Origin of the sequence: Peptoniphilus sp. KCTC 25270 (genome assembly GCF_021012875.1) — a bacterium.
Lineage (GTDB): Bacteria > Bacillota > Clostridia > Tissierellales > Peptoniphilaceae > JAJMZJ01.
In genome coordinates this window covers 273,725-286,863 of sequence record NZ_JAJMZJ010000002.1, presented here as the reverse complement: position 1 = coordinate 286,863, position 13,139 = coordinate 273,725, and the positions used below count along the sequence as shown (strand labels likewise).

Here is a 13,139-nt window from a genome sequence, read left to right as displayed (position 1 = left end):
CAAGGACTCTTTCTGTTGCTATGATAACAGAAAGAGTTTTTTATTGGGAGGGATATATGGCTAAAAAGCAAAAAGCAGAAGTGATTCCAAAGAGCTGCGTTGCTTGTGGATCCTGCTTAAAGGTTTGTCCGAAAAAAGCAATTTCTATTTGGAAAGGATCCTATGCAATAGTGGAAAAAGAAAAATGTGTAGGGTGTCGCCGCTGTGAGAGGGAATGTCCTGTAAATGGAATAGAGATGAGGGAAACCCATGAAAAAGTGGTTTGATTATCTTTGGATTTGGAGTCTTTTGTTTTTTATTCTAGGATTTTTCTATATTGGATTTGCTTGGTTGGGAATGTTAGATTTCTTCATTCCTTTGCTATTTGCTCTATTTGGAGGAAATAAATATTTTTGCAACCATTTGTGTGGAAGAGGCCAATGGTTCTCTCTATTGGGTAAGAAATTTTCAAGGAAGAAAAATACTCCTTCATGGATGTATTCTAAGTGGTTTCGTTATGGATTTTTGCTATTCTTTTTGACGATGTTTGGGAATCTGATTTTTCTAACCTATGGTGTAGCCCTTCAAGGAGAAAATGTAAGAGAAGTTTTGACTCTATTTTGGACCTTTCGAATCCCTTTTTCTGGGGAAAGCATTCCTGGGCTTTTGCCAAGATGGGCGCTACAGTTTTCCTACGGTTTCTATAGTTTAATGGTAACTTCCGCCCTGATAGGAATGATTGTTATGGTTTTGTATAAACCTAGAACATGGTGTGGTTTTTGTCCAATGGGGACGATGACTCAGGAAATTTGTAAAATTCACAGTAAAAAAACGAAGTGAGAAGGAAATAAGGGTATGTACTAGGTAATAAAGGTACATAATTAGAATGGGAGGAAATGTATGAATAAAGAAAAAAAGACGGTTGTTATTGTTGGCGGTGTAGCAGGTGGAATGAGTTTTGCTACAAGATATCGTCGGTTGAATCAAGAGGACAAAATCATTGTAGTGGATAAAAATCCTTACGTTTCTTTTGCCAATTGTGGATTGCCCTACCATATTTCTTATGAAATTGAGGAAAGAGGAGATTTGATTGTTGTAGGGCAGGAAACTTTGGAAAAGCGGTTCCAATTGGAAATTCGTCCCAATGAAGAAGTAATTTCTATTGATTCGGAAGAAAAAGTTCTAAGGACAAAGACAAAAGAGGGAGAAGGGAAAATTCCTTATGATGTTTTGGTATTATCCCCAGGGGCTGTCCCCATCTCTTTAGAAGCAGAAGGTATCGAAAGCCACAAAGGGACCTTTGGCTTAAGAAATATTCCAGATTTAGACCGAATTATGCAGTTTATTGAAGAGGAAAAACCGGAAGAAGCCACCATTGTTGGGGGTGGATTTATTGGATTAGAGGTAGCAGAAAATCTAGTAGATAGAGGAATTTCTGTAAATATGATTCAGCGTTCCGGCTCCGTCTTACCTCCTTTCGATCCGGAGATGGCTCGTTTTGCTCAAGAAGAATTAGAGAATAATGGAGTGAAATTATTTTTAGAAAACGAGATTGAAAAAATAGAAGGAAATACTCTTACCCTAAAAGACGGAACGGTTTTGGAATCGAAGCTGTTAATTGAAGCCATTGGTGTTCGCCCTGAAACGGAATTCCTTAAGGGTTCTGGTATAGAATTGGGAATGAAGGATGGGATTGTAGTAAACGAAAACTACGAAACTTCTGTAAAAGATATTTATGCCATAGGAGATGCAATTATTGTCAAACATACCATTACAGGGGAAGATGCTATGATTGCATTGGCGTCTCCAGCCAATCGACAAGGGCGCCAGTTAGCGGATATGTTAAGTGGAATCGAACATAAATTATCGGGATCCTTGGGAACTGCCATTGTAAGGATTTTTACCAAAGCCTTTGGAAGCACTGGGTTAAAAGAGGCCCAATTGAAAGGAAGAAATTTCCAAGCTCTTCACTTAGTAGGAAAGAGCAATGCTGGATATTTCCCTACAGCAAAAGATGTGTATTTGAAAGTTTTATTTGACAAAGACACCCATGAAATTTTAGGAGCACAAGCCATCGGAGAAAAAGGAGTAGACAAACGAATTGATGTTATTGCTACAGCCATTAAAGCGGGAATGAAAGTAGAAGATTTGCAAGAGTTGGAACTTTCTTATGCGCCTCCTTTTGGATCGGCAAAAGATTTGGTAAATATGGCAGGATATTTTGCCCATAATGTTATTTTGGGATTAACCAATCCCATTCAGATTTACGAATTGCAGGAAAAACTGGAAGAAGGCTATGAGTTGATTGATGTCCGCGGAGAAAAGGAATACGCAGCGGGCCATATTCAAGGGGCCAAAAATATTCCATTGGATGAATTAAGAGATCGATTGAAAGAATTAGATAAGAACAAGAAATATATTGTTCACTGTAGAAGCTCCGTTCGTTCTTATAATGCGGAGAGAATTCTAAAAGAAGCGGGATATTCCGTAATGAATTTGGATGGATCCTATATTTATTATTCGGCAAATTATCCAGAAAAAATTGAAAAATAAATACAACATCCGGGTATATATGAAGGCAGAAATTAGAAGAAAGAAGAGATAGAAAATATGTTTGGATTTGAGATTTTTAAGAGAATTGATATTAACAAAGGAATTGAGGATTATAAGAATACCAAGGATGCGATTTTATTAGACGTTCGCACGGAAAAAGAATTTAAGGAAGGACGTATTCCCGGGAGTGTAAATATTCCTTTGGATGTTTTGGAAAAAATAGAGGAAACCTTCCCGAAAAAAGACAGACCGATTTTTGTCTATTGTCATAGTGGCGGGCGAAGCGGTCAGGCAGAAAGAGAATTGATGGCAAGGGGATATCCTCGAGTAAGAAATATTGGTGGAATTCAGGACTACCAAGGTCCTGTAGAATTATAAGTAGGTGAATATATGAAAGTCGGCGTATTTGCAGGAACATTTATAGACACAAAAATGGGAGCCGATTTATTGGAAGCCAATGGTTATGAGGCGATTTCTTTTCCCCTATCAAAAAATCCCAAAGAGCAAACTCAAATGCAATATTATTCTCGAGAAGAGTTGGGCAATATTGTGTTGGAAAAGGCGCGCCAGGGGATGAAAGAGGGAGTGGAAAAAATCTTTATTTATTGCAATTCCCTAAGTTCTGCCATTGATTACGAAAAAATTCAAGAAGAGTTGGGAATTCCTGTAATTACTCCTTTGGAAACCTATAAAAAATTGCCAGAAGGAATGAAAAATATTGCGATTGTTGCGGCCAATGGAATTTCTGCTTATGGCATTGATCAGATGATTACCGCATCGGATGAAGAAATTCAAACCCTAACATTTGGGAATTTGCCGGTTGTACTGGACATAGAGGAAGGGAAATCGCCCCAAAAAATTTTGGAAGAGTTAAATCTATACGGTTGGCTTGACTATTTAGAGGGGATTCAAGATCCAAGATACAAAATTCATGGCATTGTTTTAGGTTGCACCCATTTCCCCTATATAAAAGAAGAATTGGAGAAGGCAACAAACATTCCCTTTATCGATCCTACGGAAGATATGTTAAAACGATTAAGAGCCGAATAGGCTCTTTTTCAAAATGTACAGAAAGGACGGAGAGTATGAGTATTTCCATTGTACAAAAAGATATAACTACCATGAAGGTAGATGGAATTGCTAATGCGGCCAACGAAAGTCTTTTAGGCGGTGGAGGCGTGGATGGCGCCATTCATAGAGCGGCTGGACCAGAGCTTTTGGAGGAGTGCCGAACCTTAAACGGCTGCAAAACCGGCGAGGCAAAAATAACAAAAGGCTACAAACTTCCGGCAAAATTTGTTATCCATACGGTAGGACCTATTTATAAAGATGGAAAGCAAGGGGAAGAAGAATTGCTTAGAAACGCTTATAAAAATTCCCTCAATCTTGGAAAGGAAAAGGGGCTAAAATCCTTGGCTTTTCCTCTTATCTCTGCAGGTGTTTATGGCTATCCTAAGAAAGAGGCCATAAAAATTGCTCTAGAAGAGATGAAAAAACAAGAGGAAGAGTTAGAATTGTATTTGGTGGCTTTTGATGAAGATTCTTATAAGTTGGCAGAGGCCGTTTATAAAGAATTATAGGAGAAAATATAAAATTAGAAAGAAAAAGAGGCTTTCAAAAAAGAGAGTCTCTTTTTTCTTTTATTAAAAATTGAAATCAAATAATTATAAATAAAAATAAAAAAATTTCTTTCCCAAAGGCAAGGGGAAGAAAACGTTTATTTCAATGGTTATAAAGCGACATCGATTTGTAATCTATTTTTTTTTATGATAGGGTGAATAGATAAGAGTGTTTTGACTAGAAAAAATAAATTTATTGAAAAGGAGGGATGCGTATTTTGGACAAGACAGTAAAGATATCTTGTAGAGAAGTTACAAAAATTTTTGGAAAGAAAGAAAAGACAGCAAGTAAATTATTAAAAGAAGGAAAAAATAAAGACGAAATCTTTAAGAAGACAGGATCAACGGTTGGTGTAAACCAGGCCTCCTTTGACATATACGAAGGAGAGGTTTTTGTTGTAATGGGTTTAAGTGGTAGTGGAAAATCTACACTGATTCGATTGATGAACCGATTGATTGAACCTACAGCAGGAGATATTTTAGTAAATGGAGAGTCTGTCGTAAAAGCGGATAAAAAGAAATTATTGGAGATGCGACGAAACGCCTTTAGTATGGTGTTTCAAAGCTTCGCCCTATTTCCCCATAAGACGATTTTAGAAAATACAGAATTTGGCTTGGAATTAAAAAAGATTCCTAAGGAAGAGAGAACGAAAAAAGCAGAACAAGCTTTAGACAACTCTGGGTTATTGGCTTACAAGGACCAATATCCGTCCCAATTATCTGGAGGTATGCAACAAAGGGTAGGTTTAGCAAGAGCCCTAGCAAATAATCCAGAAATCTTACTTATGGATGAGGCATTTTCTGCATTGGATCCTTTGATTCGAAAAGATATGCAAGATGAACTTTTAACGTTACAAGAAAAGATGAAAAAAACCATAGTGTTTATTACCCACGATTTGGACGAGGCCCTAAGAATAGGAGATCGAATCGCCATTATGAAAGATGGGGTTGTTGTACAAGTTGGTACGGGAGAAGAAATCCTAACCAATCCAGCCAATGACTATGTAGAACAATTTGTTAGAGATGTGGATCGAACAAAGATTTTGGATCTATCCTATGTAATGAGCGAAACGGACGTTGCTTATAAAACATCCCATGAGGAACACAATTTAGAGTCTGCATTGGAAACAATGGAGAGAAAAAATTATTCCAATATTTTGGTTGTAAATGAGAGAGGAAAAGCGTTGGGCTATATTGATTATGAGGAAGTCCAAGAGTTCTTAGATCAAGGCGGAGATAAGGAAGCCTATGAAGAGATTTTGCGGACGGATTTACCGAGAACGCAAAAAGATGCCACAGTAGATACAGTCTATACTCTTTTGAAAGATTCTACGACTCCAGTTGTAGTAGAAGATGAAAAAGGACGTATGGAAGGAATTGTAACGCGAAAAGGCATAATCGAAATGCTTGACGATGAAGGAGGTGCAGAGAATGAATTCAATGCCTAAACTTCCAGTGGCCCAGTGGGTCGAATCTGTAACAGATCAAGCGGTCGATGTTTTTTCGGGGCTATTTAATGGGATTCGCAATTTCAGTGATGGAATCATTAATGGTTTAGACTCTTTGCTGAGTGCTATTCCGGCTCCCATTTTCATTTTAATAGTGGTCGTTTTTGCCCTATGGATAAAAAGAAAATCGAAACAATGGGGTTTGGTCATCTTTCTATGTATAGGATTGTTATTTGTCTACAATCAAGAACTTTGGCCCGAATTTATTCACACTCTAAGCCTAATATTGGTGTCTAGTTTATTTGCCATCGTTTTAGGCGTTCCTCTAGGAATACTAATGGGGAAAAATGACGTAGCCGAGGCGATTCTAAAACCGATACTCGACTTTATGCAGACCATGCCCGCTTTTGTATATTTAATTCCAGCGGTAGCTTTTTTTGGAATTGGTGTCGTGCCAGGAATGGTGTCTTCTATTATTTTTGCATTGCCACCAACTGTTCGCTTTACCTCTTTAGGACTACGACAAATTCCTAAAGAATTGGGAGAAGCAGCCGATTCCTTTGGTGCTACAGGGAGCCAAAAACTATTCAAAGTAGAGTTGCCTTTAGCAAAAGGAACAATTATGGCAGGAATCAATCAAACGGTAATGTTATCTTTATCTATGGTTGTTATTGCTTCTATGATCGGAGCTCCAGGATTGGGACGAGAAGTTGTATCTGCGTTACAAAGAGCCAATGTAGGAACAGGGTTTGTCGCTGGATTAAGTATCGTTGTCTTAGCCATTGCCATGGATCGATTTACTCAATCCTTCCGTTCTAAGGAAGAGGAATAAAATTTGTTTGTACGATGAAAGTATAGAAATTAGGAAAGGTAGGAATATGAAAAACAGAGGAAAGAAATTACTAACATTAGGATTTGCATTATGTATGATGCTTGCGATTACAGCTTGTGGTAGCGAGGCCAATACAAGCAATGGAAACAATACGGGAGAAAATGTAGCAGCAACAGAAGGAGAAAAAGGTTCTGTTGAGCTAGGCTATGTAGAATGGGATACAGAAATTGCTTCTACAAATGTAGTAAAAACAGTGCTAGAAGATATGGGATATGACGTTGAAATTACTCCTTTAGACAATGCCATTATGTGGAGTGGCGTAGCCAATGGAGAAGTGGACGGAATGGTAGCAGCATGGTTACCAGTAACCCATGGAGAACAATACGAACAATATAAAGATCAAGTAGAAGATTTAGGCGCCAACTTAACAGGGGCAAAAATCGGCTTGGTAGTTCCAGAATATATGGAAGCAAATTCCATTGAAGATTTAACAGAAGAAGCAAACCAAGAAATTACAGGAATCGAAGCGGGTGCAGGCGTTGTAGCTGGTGCGGAAAGAGCTATCGAAGAATATGAAAATTTAGCGGACTGGGATTTGGTTCCCTCTTCTTCCGGAGCGATGGTAACCGCATTGGGAACAGCTGTTGAAAATGAATCCGACATTATCGTAACTGGCTGGTCTCCACACTGGAAATTCCAAACCTATGACTTAAAATATTTAGAAGATCCAAAAGGCGTATTTGGTGGAGAAGAAGAAATCAAAACCATGGCACGCCAAGGACTTCAAGAAGATATGCCAGAAGTATATTCCGTTTTGGACAATTTCAATTGGTCTGTTGAAGATATGGAATCTGTAATGCTAGAAATTTCAGAAGGCACAAGTCCAGAAGAAGCAGCAAGAAACTGGGTTGACAACAATCAAGAAAAAGTTTCGGAATGGACAGCACAATAAAGAAACATCCTTCGCTTTTGCGGAGGATTTTTTCTGTCCACGATGCGTAGGTTGCCCCGAGAAAATTCCTAAGGTAGACTAGGAAAAGAAAGGGGAGAAAATATGAATCCATATGTAACAGGGTCTACTATAAAAAATCTTAGAGAAAAACGAAATATAACCCAGGAAACACTAGGAGAAGAAATTGGCGTAAGTGGAAAGACCGTTTCCAAATGGGAAACAGGAAAGGGACTACCAGACATTAGTCTGTTGGAACCTTTAGCAAAATCTCTAGGAATATCTTTGATTGAATTATTGTCAGGAGATTCCATTGAAAATAAAAATCCATCATCCAACCTCTATCGTTCCAAGTTTTATGTATGTCCCATTTGTGGAAATACCATTCATTCCATGGGAGAAATTGTTGCAAGTTGTTGCGGAATTACTTTGCCGCCGTTAGAAGCAGAAGATCCAGACGAGGACCATGCTTTTGAAATTGAGAGGGTGGAGGATGAATCTTTCATAAAAATTCATCATGATATGACAAAGGAACACTTTATTTCCTTTTTTGCCTATGTAACTCCAGATCAATTTATTTTGAAAAAATTGTACCCAGAGGGAAACGCCGAAGGAAGGTTTCCTCTGAGAAAAACAGGCTATTTATACGCCTATTGTAACCGTCATGGACTTATGAAACAAAAAATCTTAGGAATCAATCCAAAAAGCAAATAGACAGGGAAACCTGTCTTTTTCTTTGCCAAGGAAAAAATTTTCGCTATAATAATTTCAAGAGGTGGGAAATGAACATTCGAAAAGCCAAAGAAAATGATATACCGAAAATGGAAAAAATTATAAAAATAGCCAAAGAAATGATGGCCTCTCAAGGGAACACCGTTCAATGGCAAGGAAATTATCCTTCAAAAAAAGATTTTTTGGAAGACATGGAAAAAGAAAGTTCCTATGTTGTGGAAGAAAAGGGCGAAGTAGTAGGAATGTTCGCTCTGATTATAGGGGAAGAAAAAACCTATAGAAAAATTTATGAAGGAAACTGGCGTTGGGAGGAAGAATACGGAACCATTCACCGAATTGCCTCCAATGGAAAAGTGAAATCCTTTGGAAAGATTTGCTTCGATTTTGCCAAAAAACAAATTCCCTATTTGCGAATCGATACCCATGAAAAAAACACATCCATGAGAAAAGCGGTGGAAAAATATGGGTTTAAGGAATGTGGAATCATTTATGTAGAAAATGGATCTCCGCGAATAGCCTACGATTATAAGGGCAATGGAAATGAGTGAGATAGCACACAAAATCGGGCTGATTTTTAGTATGATCGGGCTGATTCTTCTCTTTTTATTTTTTGGACTAGCAGAAAAAACCAGCCTATCAAAGGAAGTTTTGCAAGAAATGCTGATTCTAGGCCTCGTTAGTATAGGAATCGCTCTTCTATCCTATGGAGTGGAATGGTTTATGGAAATTGGAAGACAATGGAAGAAGAAAAATTTAATCGGTATGGTTCTACTTATTGTAGCCGGAATTTTAGGAATAATAGCAGCTCTATAAGGGCTGTTATTTTTTATTTATAGATTGACAACCATCAATCTGTCGTATAGTATATAGATACTTATCAATCTATAAAGGAGGAAATATGAATCGGATCGATATATCTTTGATTTGCAAAGCTTTAAGTGATAGCAATCGTCTACAAATTTTAGAGATTTTGGGGCAAGAGGAGCGGTGTGCTTGTCATATTTTGGAAAAACTAGAAATTACCCAACCTACCCTATCCCATCATATGAAAATCTTAAATGATTGCAATCTAGTAAAAACAAGAAAAGAAGGGAAATGGTCTCATTATTCCATTGAAAAAGAAACTTTGAAGGAATTAGAAAATTTTATAGGAAAATTTTCTAGAGGATAGAAAATGTGGAATTTTATTGAAAACCAAATTTTTAAGATGAAGTGGCTATACGATTTGGTTGAAAAAGGGATGGAAGGGATAGGATTGTCTATGGAGAGTAAAATAGGAGCAAGCATCCATTTCTTTTTCTATGACACCATCAAAATTGTTCTGCTACTTTGTACGCTGATTTTTCTTATTTCCTATATTCAAAGTTACTTTCCGCCAGAGCGAAGCAAAAAAATATTAATGAAATTTCGTGGAATGGGGGCCAATATAGTATCGGCTCTTTTAGGGACGGTAACTCCATTCTGTTCCTGTTCTTCCATTCCTCTTTTTATAGGATTTACTAGCGCCGGTCTTCCCATTGGTGTATCCTTCTCCTTTTTAATATCCTCTCCCATGGTAGATTTAGGAAGCTTGGTACTCCTTATGAGTATATTTGGGATTAAGATTGCCATAGCTTATGTTGTGGTAGGTTTAGTCATTGCAGTCATTGGGGGAACCATTATAGATAAACTTCATATGGAAAAATACGTAGAGGATTTTGTACTACAGAGTCAAGGGATGACAGAGGAAATTCCCCTAGAGAAATTGTCCTTAAAAGATCGTTTGAAATTTTCGAAAGAACAGGTGAAAGAAACATTTCTAAAAGTTTTTCCCTATATATTAATAGGAGTGGCAATCGGTGCAGGAATTCACAACTGGATTCCTGGAGAATGGATTGAAAAAGTGTTGGGGAACAACAATCCCTTAGGAGTAATGATGGCAACGGCCTTAGGTGTCCCTATGTATGCGGATATTTTTGGGACCATTCCTGTGGCAGAAGTTTTATTACAAAAAGGAGCCCAACTAGGGGTTGTTTTATCTTTTATGATGGCTGTAACTACATTGAGTCTGCCTTCTTTAATTTTATTAAGAAATGCAATCAAACCAAAGCTATTGGCTTTATTTATAGGAATTTGTACCGTAGGAATTATTGTTGTGGGATATCTATTTAATATATTTCAAAATGTTTTATTATAAGGAGGAAAAATGGGATTTTTTAAGAAAAAACCATCTTGTGAAAATACAACAAATGGTTGGGTCAAAAAAGGAAGGGAAGAAAAAAATACTCGAGTGAAGATTTTAGGATCTGGATGCTCCTCTTGCGAAAAACTAGAAAAGAATACAAAAGAAGCCTTGGAAGAACTAGGGATGAAGGAAGAAATTTCCCACGTTCGAGATTTTGCAGAAATAGCAAAATATGGAGTTATGAGTACGCCGGCTCTCGTTCTGGATGAAAAGGTATTATCGTACGGGAAAGTTCTTTCAAAGGAAGAAATTAAAAAAATAATTCAAGGAGAATAAAGGGAAATTATGGTAAGAAAAAAAGTAGAAGAGATGGAATTTTCTCAAGTCTACTCGGCTTTGATCCAAAAAGCAGAGAAAAAAGGGCGAACCTTAGAAGAAGTACAAGAACTAACCACTTGGCTCACAGGCTACAATAACATTGAAATCAACGATGCTCTAGAAAGTGAAATCACCTATGGGGAATTTTTTGAAAAAGCACCACAGATGAACCCAGATAAAGACAAAATTAGCGGGGCAATTTGTGGGGTAAAAATTGCAGAAATCCAAGATCCTCTAAGAAAATCCATTCGTCAATTGGACAAATTAATCGATGAATTGGCCAAAGGAAAATCCATAGAAAAAATCATTTCGTGAGTTCTCTTTTTTACCGATGTCTTATGAAAATAGGAAAAAATCTAGGTTTCCTCCCTTATTTCGATTACAATAGAAAAAAGGAGGCCGATTATGAAAATTACCGTATTAACAGCTAGCCCAAGACCTCAAGGAAACACCAATCAAGTAACCAATGTAGTCGTAAAAGAATTGGAAGCTTTGGGGCATGAATGCAAGACGTATAATTTGTATGAAAAAGAAATTCATCCTTGCACCGCTTGTCGAAAATGCCAAAAAAATTGGGAAACCTATGAATGTATGTTTGATGACGATGTAATGGAAATTTATCCAGAAATTTTGAAAAGTGAACTTTTGATTTTATCTACTCCTATTTATTCCTGGTACTGTACCGCGCCAATGAAAGCCATGTTGGACCGTTTGGTCTATGGTTTGAACAAATACTATGGAGAAGAAAAAGGACCTTCTCTATGGGCAGGAACAAAAGTAGCCCTAATTTCAACTTGTGGCTATAAAGTAGAAAAAGGAATGGATTTATGGGAAGAAGGAATGAAACGCTACATAAAACATTCTCAACTGGAGTATTTAGGATATTTGGCAGAACGACATAAGGGATACCATTTGGAATTTTGGGATGAAGAAAAAGAAAAACGAGCCCAAGAATTTGCGAGAAAACTAGGAGAAAAAGCGTAGAAGAAATTCTACGTTTTTTTCGTAAAAAGAAAACAAAAGTTATAAGATAGATTCTTATGGCTTTTTTAATTTACCAAGACAGATAGAATGTTATAATGAAAAGAGATAATTTTACGGAAAGGTGTGTAAGAATGAACGAATATAATCGTGATGATATTTTATCGATGGCAGAAACCGTATATGGGAAATCAGTGAAGGATATAGATAAAAAGCACCGTTCCGAGAAAGAAACCAAAGGAATGATAGGACATATTATAGAAGAAAGCGTATATGGATTTGATATAAATTCAAGATCGGAAGCGGACTTCAAGGAATTAGGAATAGAGCTAAAAACAACGCCTCTAAAAAGAAATAAGAATGGGAGTATTTCAGCTAAAGAAAGATTAGTGTTAAATATAATAAACTATATGAAGGAAGCTCATGTAACGTTTGAAACATCTAGCTTTTGGACTAAAAATCAAGAGATATTATTATATTTTTATTTATGGGAGAAAGGTGCCCCCATTCAAAATTTTAAGGTTTTGAAAGCGGTTCTGTTAACTTATTCAGAGGAAGATTTGTCTATCATTCGAAATGACTGGGAAATCATACATCATAAAATTTTATCTGGAAAGGCTCACGAGTTGTCTGAGGGAGATACAATGTATTTAGGTGCTTGTACAAAAGGAGTAAATGCAAAGAGTATGAGGCAACAGCCGTTTTCTCCTATTTTAGCAAAACAAAGAGCTTACTCCTTAAAACAATCTTATATGACAACTATTGCCCGGCAACATTTGGATAGTGAAGAATTAGAAAGAATCACTGATAAGAGAGAATTAAGGGAAAAATCCTTTGAAGAAATTCTTCATGCTCGTTTTAATCCATATATTGGAATGAGTGTAGAAGAAATTTCTCAAAATCTAGGCTTGGAATTGAATTCAGCATTTAAGTCGAAAGTTCAACAATTAACAAGTAAAATTCTAGATATTCGAGGAAATAAATTGGATAGTATTGAAGAGTTTTCCAAAGCAAATATTGTTTTCAAGACAATACGATTAAATAAAAAAGGCGTTCCTAAGGAAAGTATGTCTTTCAAACAAATTGATTTTAAGGAATGGTTAGAACTACCTTTTGAAGAAAGTGAAATCTATAATACTTTTGAAACAACAAAATTTTTATTCGTTGTATTTCAGTTTGATGATGAAGAAAATTTGATTTTTAAGGGAATCAAATTGTGGAATATGCCGGAAGAAACAATTCAAGGTGAAATATATGGTCTGTGGAAAGATGTAAGGGATAAATTAGAAAAAGGGGTTAAATTAGAGAAAAGCTCAAGAGGAATAAAAAACAATCTTCCGGATAGTAGTTTTAATGGCGTTGCTCATATTCGACCAAAGGCGAGAAATGCAGAAGATAAGGTTCAGCTGCCAGATGGGCAAATGATAACGAAACAGACATATTGGCTAAATAGCTCATATGTGGCTAAAATTGTAAGTGATATTGATGGAGTAGAGTAGGTGGA

General features: G+C 36.8%; 18 protein-coding genes. All 18 read left to right on the top strand.

What is annotated here, in order from left to right; genetic code table 11:
- Positions 1-56 precede the first annotated feature (56 nt).
- Positions 57-266, top strand: coding sequence for a DUF362 domain-containing protein (locus tag LQU94_RS05300; protein ID WP_230696653.1), 210 nt, complete (start codon positions 57-59; stop codon positions 264-266).
- The gene (locus LQU94_RS05295; protein ID WP_230696652.1) at positions 250-819 is read left to right on the top strand and encodes a 4Fe-4S binding protein; all 570 of its coding nucleotides are present in this window, start codon (positions 250-252) and stop codon (positions 817-819) included. Before LQU94_RS05300 ends, LQU94_RS05295 begins: the two co-directional genes overlap by 17 nt.
- 60 nt (positions 820-879) lie before the next feature.
- Positions 880-2,532, top strand: a complete 1,653-nt coding sequence (locus LQU94_RS05290; protein ID WP_230696651.1) for an FAD-dependent oxidoreductase — start codon at positions 880-882, stop codon at positions 2,530-2,532.
- 57 nt (positions 2,533-2,589) lie between these two features.
- Complete coding sequence (locus tag LQU94_RS05285; protein WP_230696650.1) at positions 2,590-2,910, top strand: rhodanese-like domain-containing protein; 321 nt, start codon at positions 2,590-2,592, stop codon at positions 2,908-2,910.
- Between the two features lie 12 nt (positions 2,911-2,922).
- On the top strand, positions 2,923-3,582 hold the full coding sequence (locus LQU94_RS05280; protein ID WP_230696649.1) for an aspartate/glutamate racemase family protein: 660 nt from the start codon (positions 2,923-2,925) through the stop codon (positions 3,580-3,582).
- Positions 3,583-3,617: 35 nt separating this feature from the next.
- Positions 3,618-4,112 carry an O-acetyl-ADP-ribose deacetylase gene (locus LQU94_RS05275; protein ID WP_230696648.1) on the top strand — a complete coding sequence of 165 codons (495 nt, stop codon included), beginning with the start codon at positions 3,618-3,620 and terminating at the stop codon, positions 4,110-4,112.
- 257 nt (positions 4,113-4,369) lie between these two features.
- Positions 4,370-5,599, top strand: a complete 1,230-nt coding sequence (locus tag LQU94_RS05270; RefSeq protein ID WP_230696647.1) for a glycine betaine/L-proline ABC transporter ATP-binding protein — start codon at positions 4,370-4,372, stop codon at positions 5,597-5,599.
- Entirely contained in the window at positions 5,583-6,431 is an 849-nt protein-coding gene (locus LQU94_RS05265; RefSeq protein WP_230696646.1) for a proline/glycine betaine ABC transporter permease, read from the top strand. Before LQU94_RS05270 ends, LQU94_RS05265 begins: the two co-directional genes overlap by 17 nt.
- A 46-nt stretch (positions 6,432-6,477) precedes the next feature.
- Positions 6,478-7,383: a glycine betaine ABC transporter substrate-binding protein gene (locus tag LQU94_RS05260; protein ID WP_230696645.1), complete on the top strand. Its 906-nt coding sequence runs from the start codon at positions 6,478-6,480 to the stop codon at positions 7,381-7,383.
- A 102-nt stretch (positions 7,384-7,485) separates the two neighbouring features.
- Positions 7,486-8,094 carry a helix-turn-helix domain-containing protein gene (locus tag LQU94_RS05255; RefSeq protein ID WP_230696644.1) on the top strand — a complete coding sequence of 203 codons (609 nt, stop codon included), beginning with the start codon at positions 7,486-7,488 and terminating at the stop codon, positions 8,092-8,094.
- Positions 8,095-8,162: 68 nt separating this feature from the next.
- The gene (locus tag LQU94_RS05250; RefSeq protein WP_230696643.1) at positions 8,163-8,660 is read left to right on the top strand and encodes a GNAT family N-acetyltransferase; all 498 of its coding nucleotides are present in this window, start codon (positions 8,163-8,165) and stop codon (positions 8,658-8,660) included.
- Entirely contained in the window at positions 8,653-8,925 is a 273-nt protein-coding gene (locus tag LQU94_RS05245; RefSeq protein ID WP_230696642.1) for a hypothetical protein, read from the top strand. The genes LQU94_RS05250 and LQU94_RS05245 overlap by 8 nt, the downstream gene beginning before the upstream one ends.
- Positions 8,926-9,010: 85 nt before the next feature.
- On the top strand, positions 9,011-9,283 hold the full coding sequence (locus tag LQU94_RS05240) for a metalloregulator ArsR/SmtB family transcription factor (protein WP_230696641.1): 273 nt from the start codon (positions 9,011-9,013) through the stop codon (positions 9,281-9,283).
- Between the two features lie 3 nt (positions 9,284-9,286).
- Positions 9,287-10,288, top strand: a complete 1,002-nt coding sequence (locus LQU94_RS05235; RefSeq protein WP_230696640.1) for a permease — start codon at positions 9,287-9,289, stop codon at positions 10,286-10,288.
- 9 nt (positions 10,289-10,297) lie between these two features.
- A complete protein-coding gene (locus LQU94_RS05230) occupies positions 10,298-10,612 on the top strand; it encodes a thioredoxin family protein (protein ID WP_304622580.1) in 315 nt (104 codons plus the stop codon).
- A 9-nt stretch (positions 10,613-10,621) separates the two neighbouring features.
- The gene (locus LQU94_RS05225; protein ID WP_230696639.1) at positions 10,622-10,969 is read left to right on the top strand and encodes a DUF2200 family protein; all 348 of its coding nucleotides are present in this window, start codon (positions 10,622-10,624) and stop codon (positions 10,967-10,969) included.
- 90 nt (positions 10,970-11,059) lie between these two features.
- Positions 11,060-11,638, top strand: coding sequence for a flavodoxin family protein (locus LQU94_RS05220; protein ID WP_230696638.1), 579 nt, complete (start codon positions 11,060-11,062; stop codon positions 11,636-11,638).
- Between the two features lie 131 nt (positions 11,639-11,769).
- The gene (locus LQU94_RS05215) at positions 11,770-13,134 is read left to right on the top strand and encodes a Sau3AI family type II restriction endonuclease (RefSeq protein ID WP_230696637.1); all 1,365 of its coding nucleotides are present in this window, start codon (positions 11,770-11,772) and stop codon (positions 13,132-13,134) included.
- The last annotated feature ends 5 nt before the right edge of the window (positions 13,135-13,139 follow it).

Excerpts from the sequence above, each read along its gene's own strand:
- LQU94_RS05300 (WP_230696653.1), top strand. The coding sequence starts at position 57 with ATGGCTAAAAAGCAAAAAGCAGAAGTGATTCCAAAGAGCTGCGTTGCT.
- LQU94_RS05295 (WP_230696652.1), top strand. The coding sequence starts at position 250 with ATGAAAAAGTGGTTTGATTATCTTTGGATTTGGAGTCTTTTGTTTTTT.
- LQU94_RS05290 (WP_230696651.1), top strand. The coding sequence starts at position 880 with ATGAATAAAGAAAAAAAGACGGTTGTTATTGTTGGCGGTGTAGCAGGT.
- LQU94_RS05285 (WP_230696650.1), top strand. The coding sequence starts at position 2,590 with ATGTTTGGATTTGAGATTTTTAAGAGAATTGATATTAACAAAGGAATT.
- LQU94_RS05280 (WP_230696649.1), top strand. The coding sequence starts at position 2,923 with ATGAAAGTCGGCGTATTTGCAGGAACATTTATAGACACAAAAATGGGA.
- LQU94_RS05275 (WP_230696648.1), top strand. The coding sequence starts at position 3,618 with ATGAGTATTTCCATTGTACAAAAAGATATAACTACCATGAAGGTAGAT.
- LQU94_RS05265 (WP_230696646.1), top strand. The coding sequence starts at position 5,583 with ATGAATTCAATGCCTAAACTTCCAGTGGCCCAGTGGGTCGAATCTGTA.
- LQU94_RS05260 (WP_230696645.1), top strand. The coding sequence starts at position 6,478 with ATGAAAAACAGAGGAAAGAAATTACTAACATTAGGATTTGCATTATGT.
- LQU94_RS05255 (WP_230696644.1), top strand. The coding sequence starts at position 7,486 with ATGAATCCATATGTAACAGGGTCTACTATAAAAAATCTTAGAGAAAAA.
- LQU94_RS05250 (WP_230696643.1), top strand. The coding sequence starts at position 8,163 with ATGAACATTCGAAAAGCCAAAGAAAATGATATACCGAAAATGGAAAAA.
- LQU94_RS05245 (WP_230696642.1), top strand. The coding sequence starts at position 8,653 with ATGAGTGAGATAGCACACAAAATCGGGCTGATTTTTAGTATGATCGGG.
- LQU94_RS05240 (WP_230696641.1), top strand. The coding sequence starts at position 9,011 with ATGAATCGGATCGATATATCTTTGATTTGCAAAGCTTTAAGTGATAGC.
- LQU94_RS05235 (WP_230696640.1), top strand. The coding sequence starts at position 9,287 with ATGTGGAATTTTATTGAAAACCAAATTTTTAAGATGAAGTGGCTATAC.
- LQU94_RS05230 (WP_304622580.1), top strand. The coding sequence starts at position 10,298 with ATGGGATTTTTTAAGAAAAAACCATCTTGTGAAAATACAACAAATGGT.
- LQU94_RS05225 (WP_230696639.1), top strand. The coding sequence starts at position 10,622 with ATGGTAAGAAAAAAAGTAGAAGAGATGGAATTTTCTCAAGTCTACTCG.
- LQU94_RS05220 (WP_230696638.1), top strand. The coding sequence starts at position 11,060 with ATGAAAATTACCGTATTAACAGCTAGCCCAAGACCTCAAGGAAACACC.
- LQU94_RS05215 (WP_230696637.1), top strand. The coding sequence starts at position 11,770 with ATGAACGAATATAATCGTGATGATATTTTATCGATGGCAGAAACCGTA.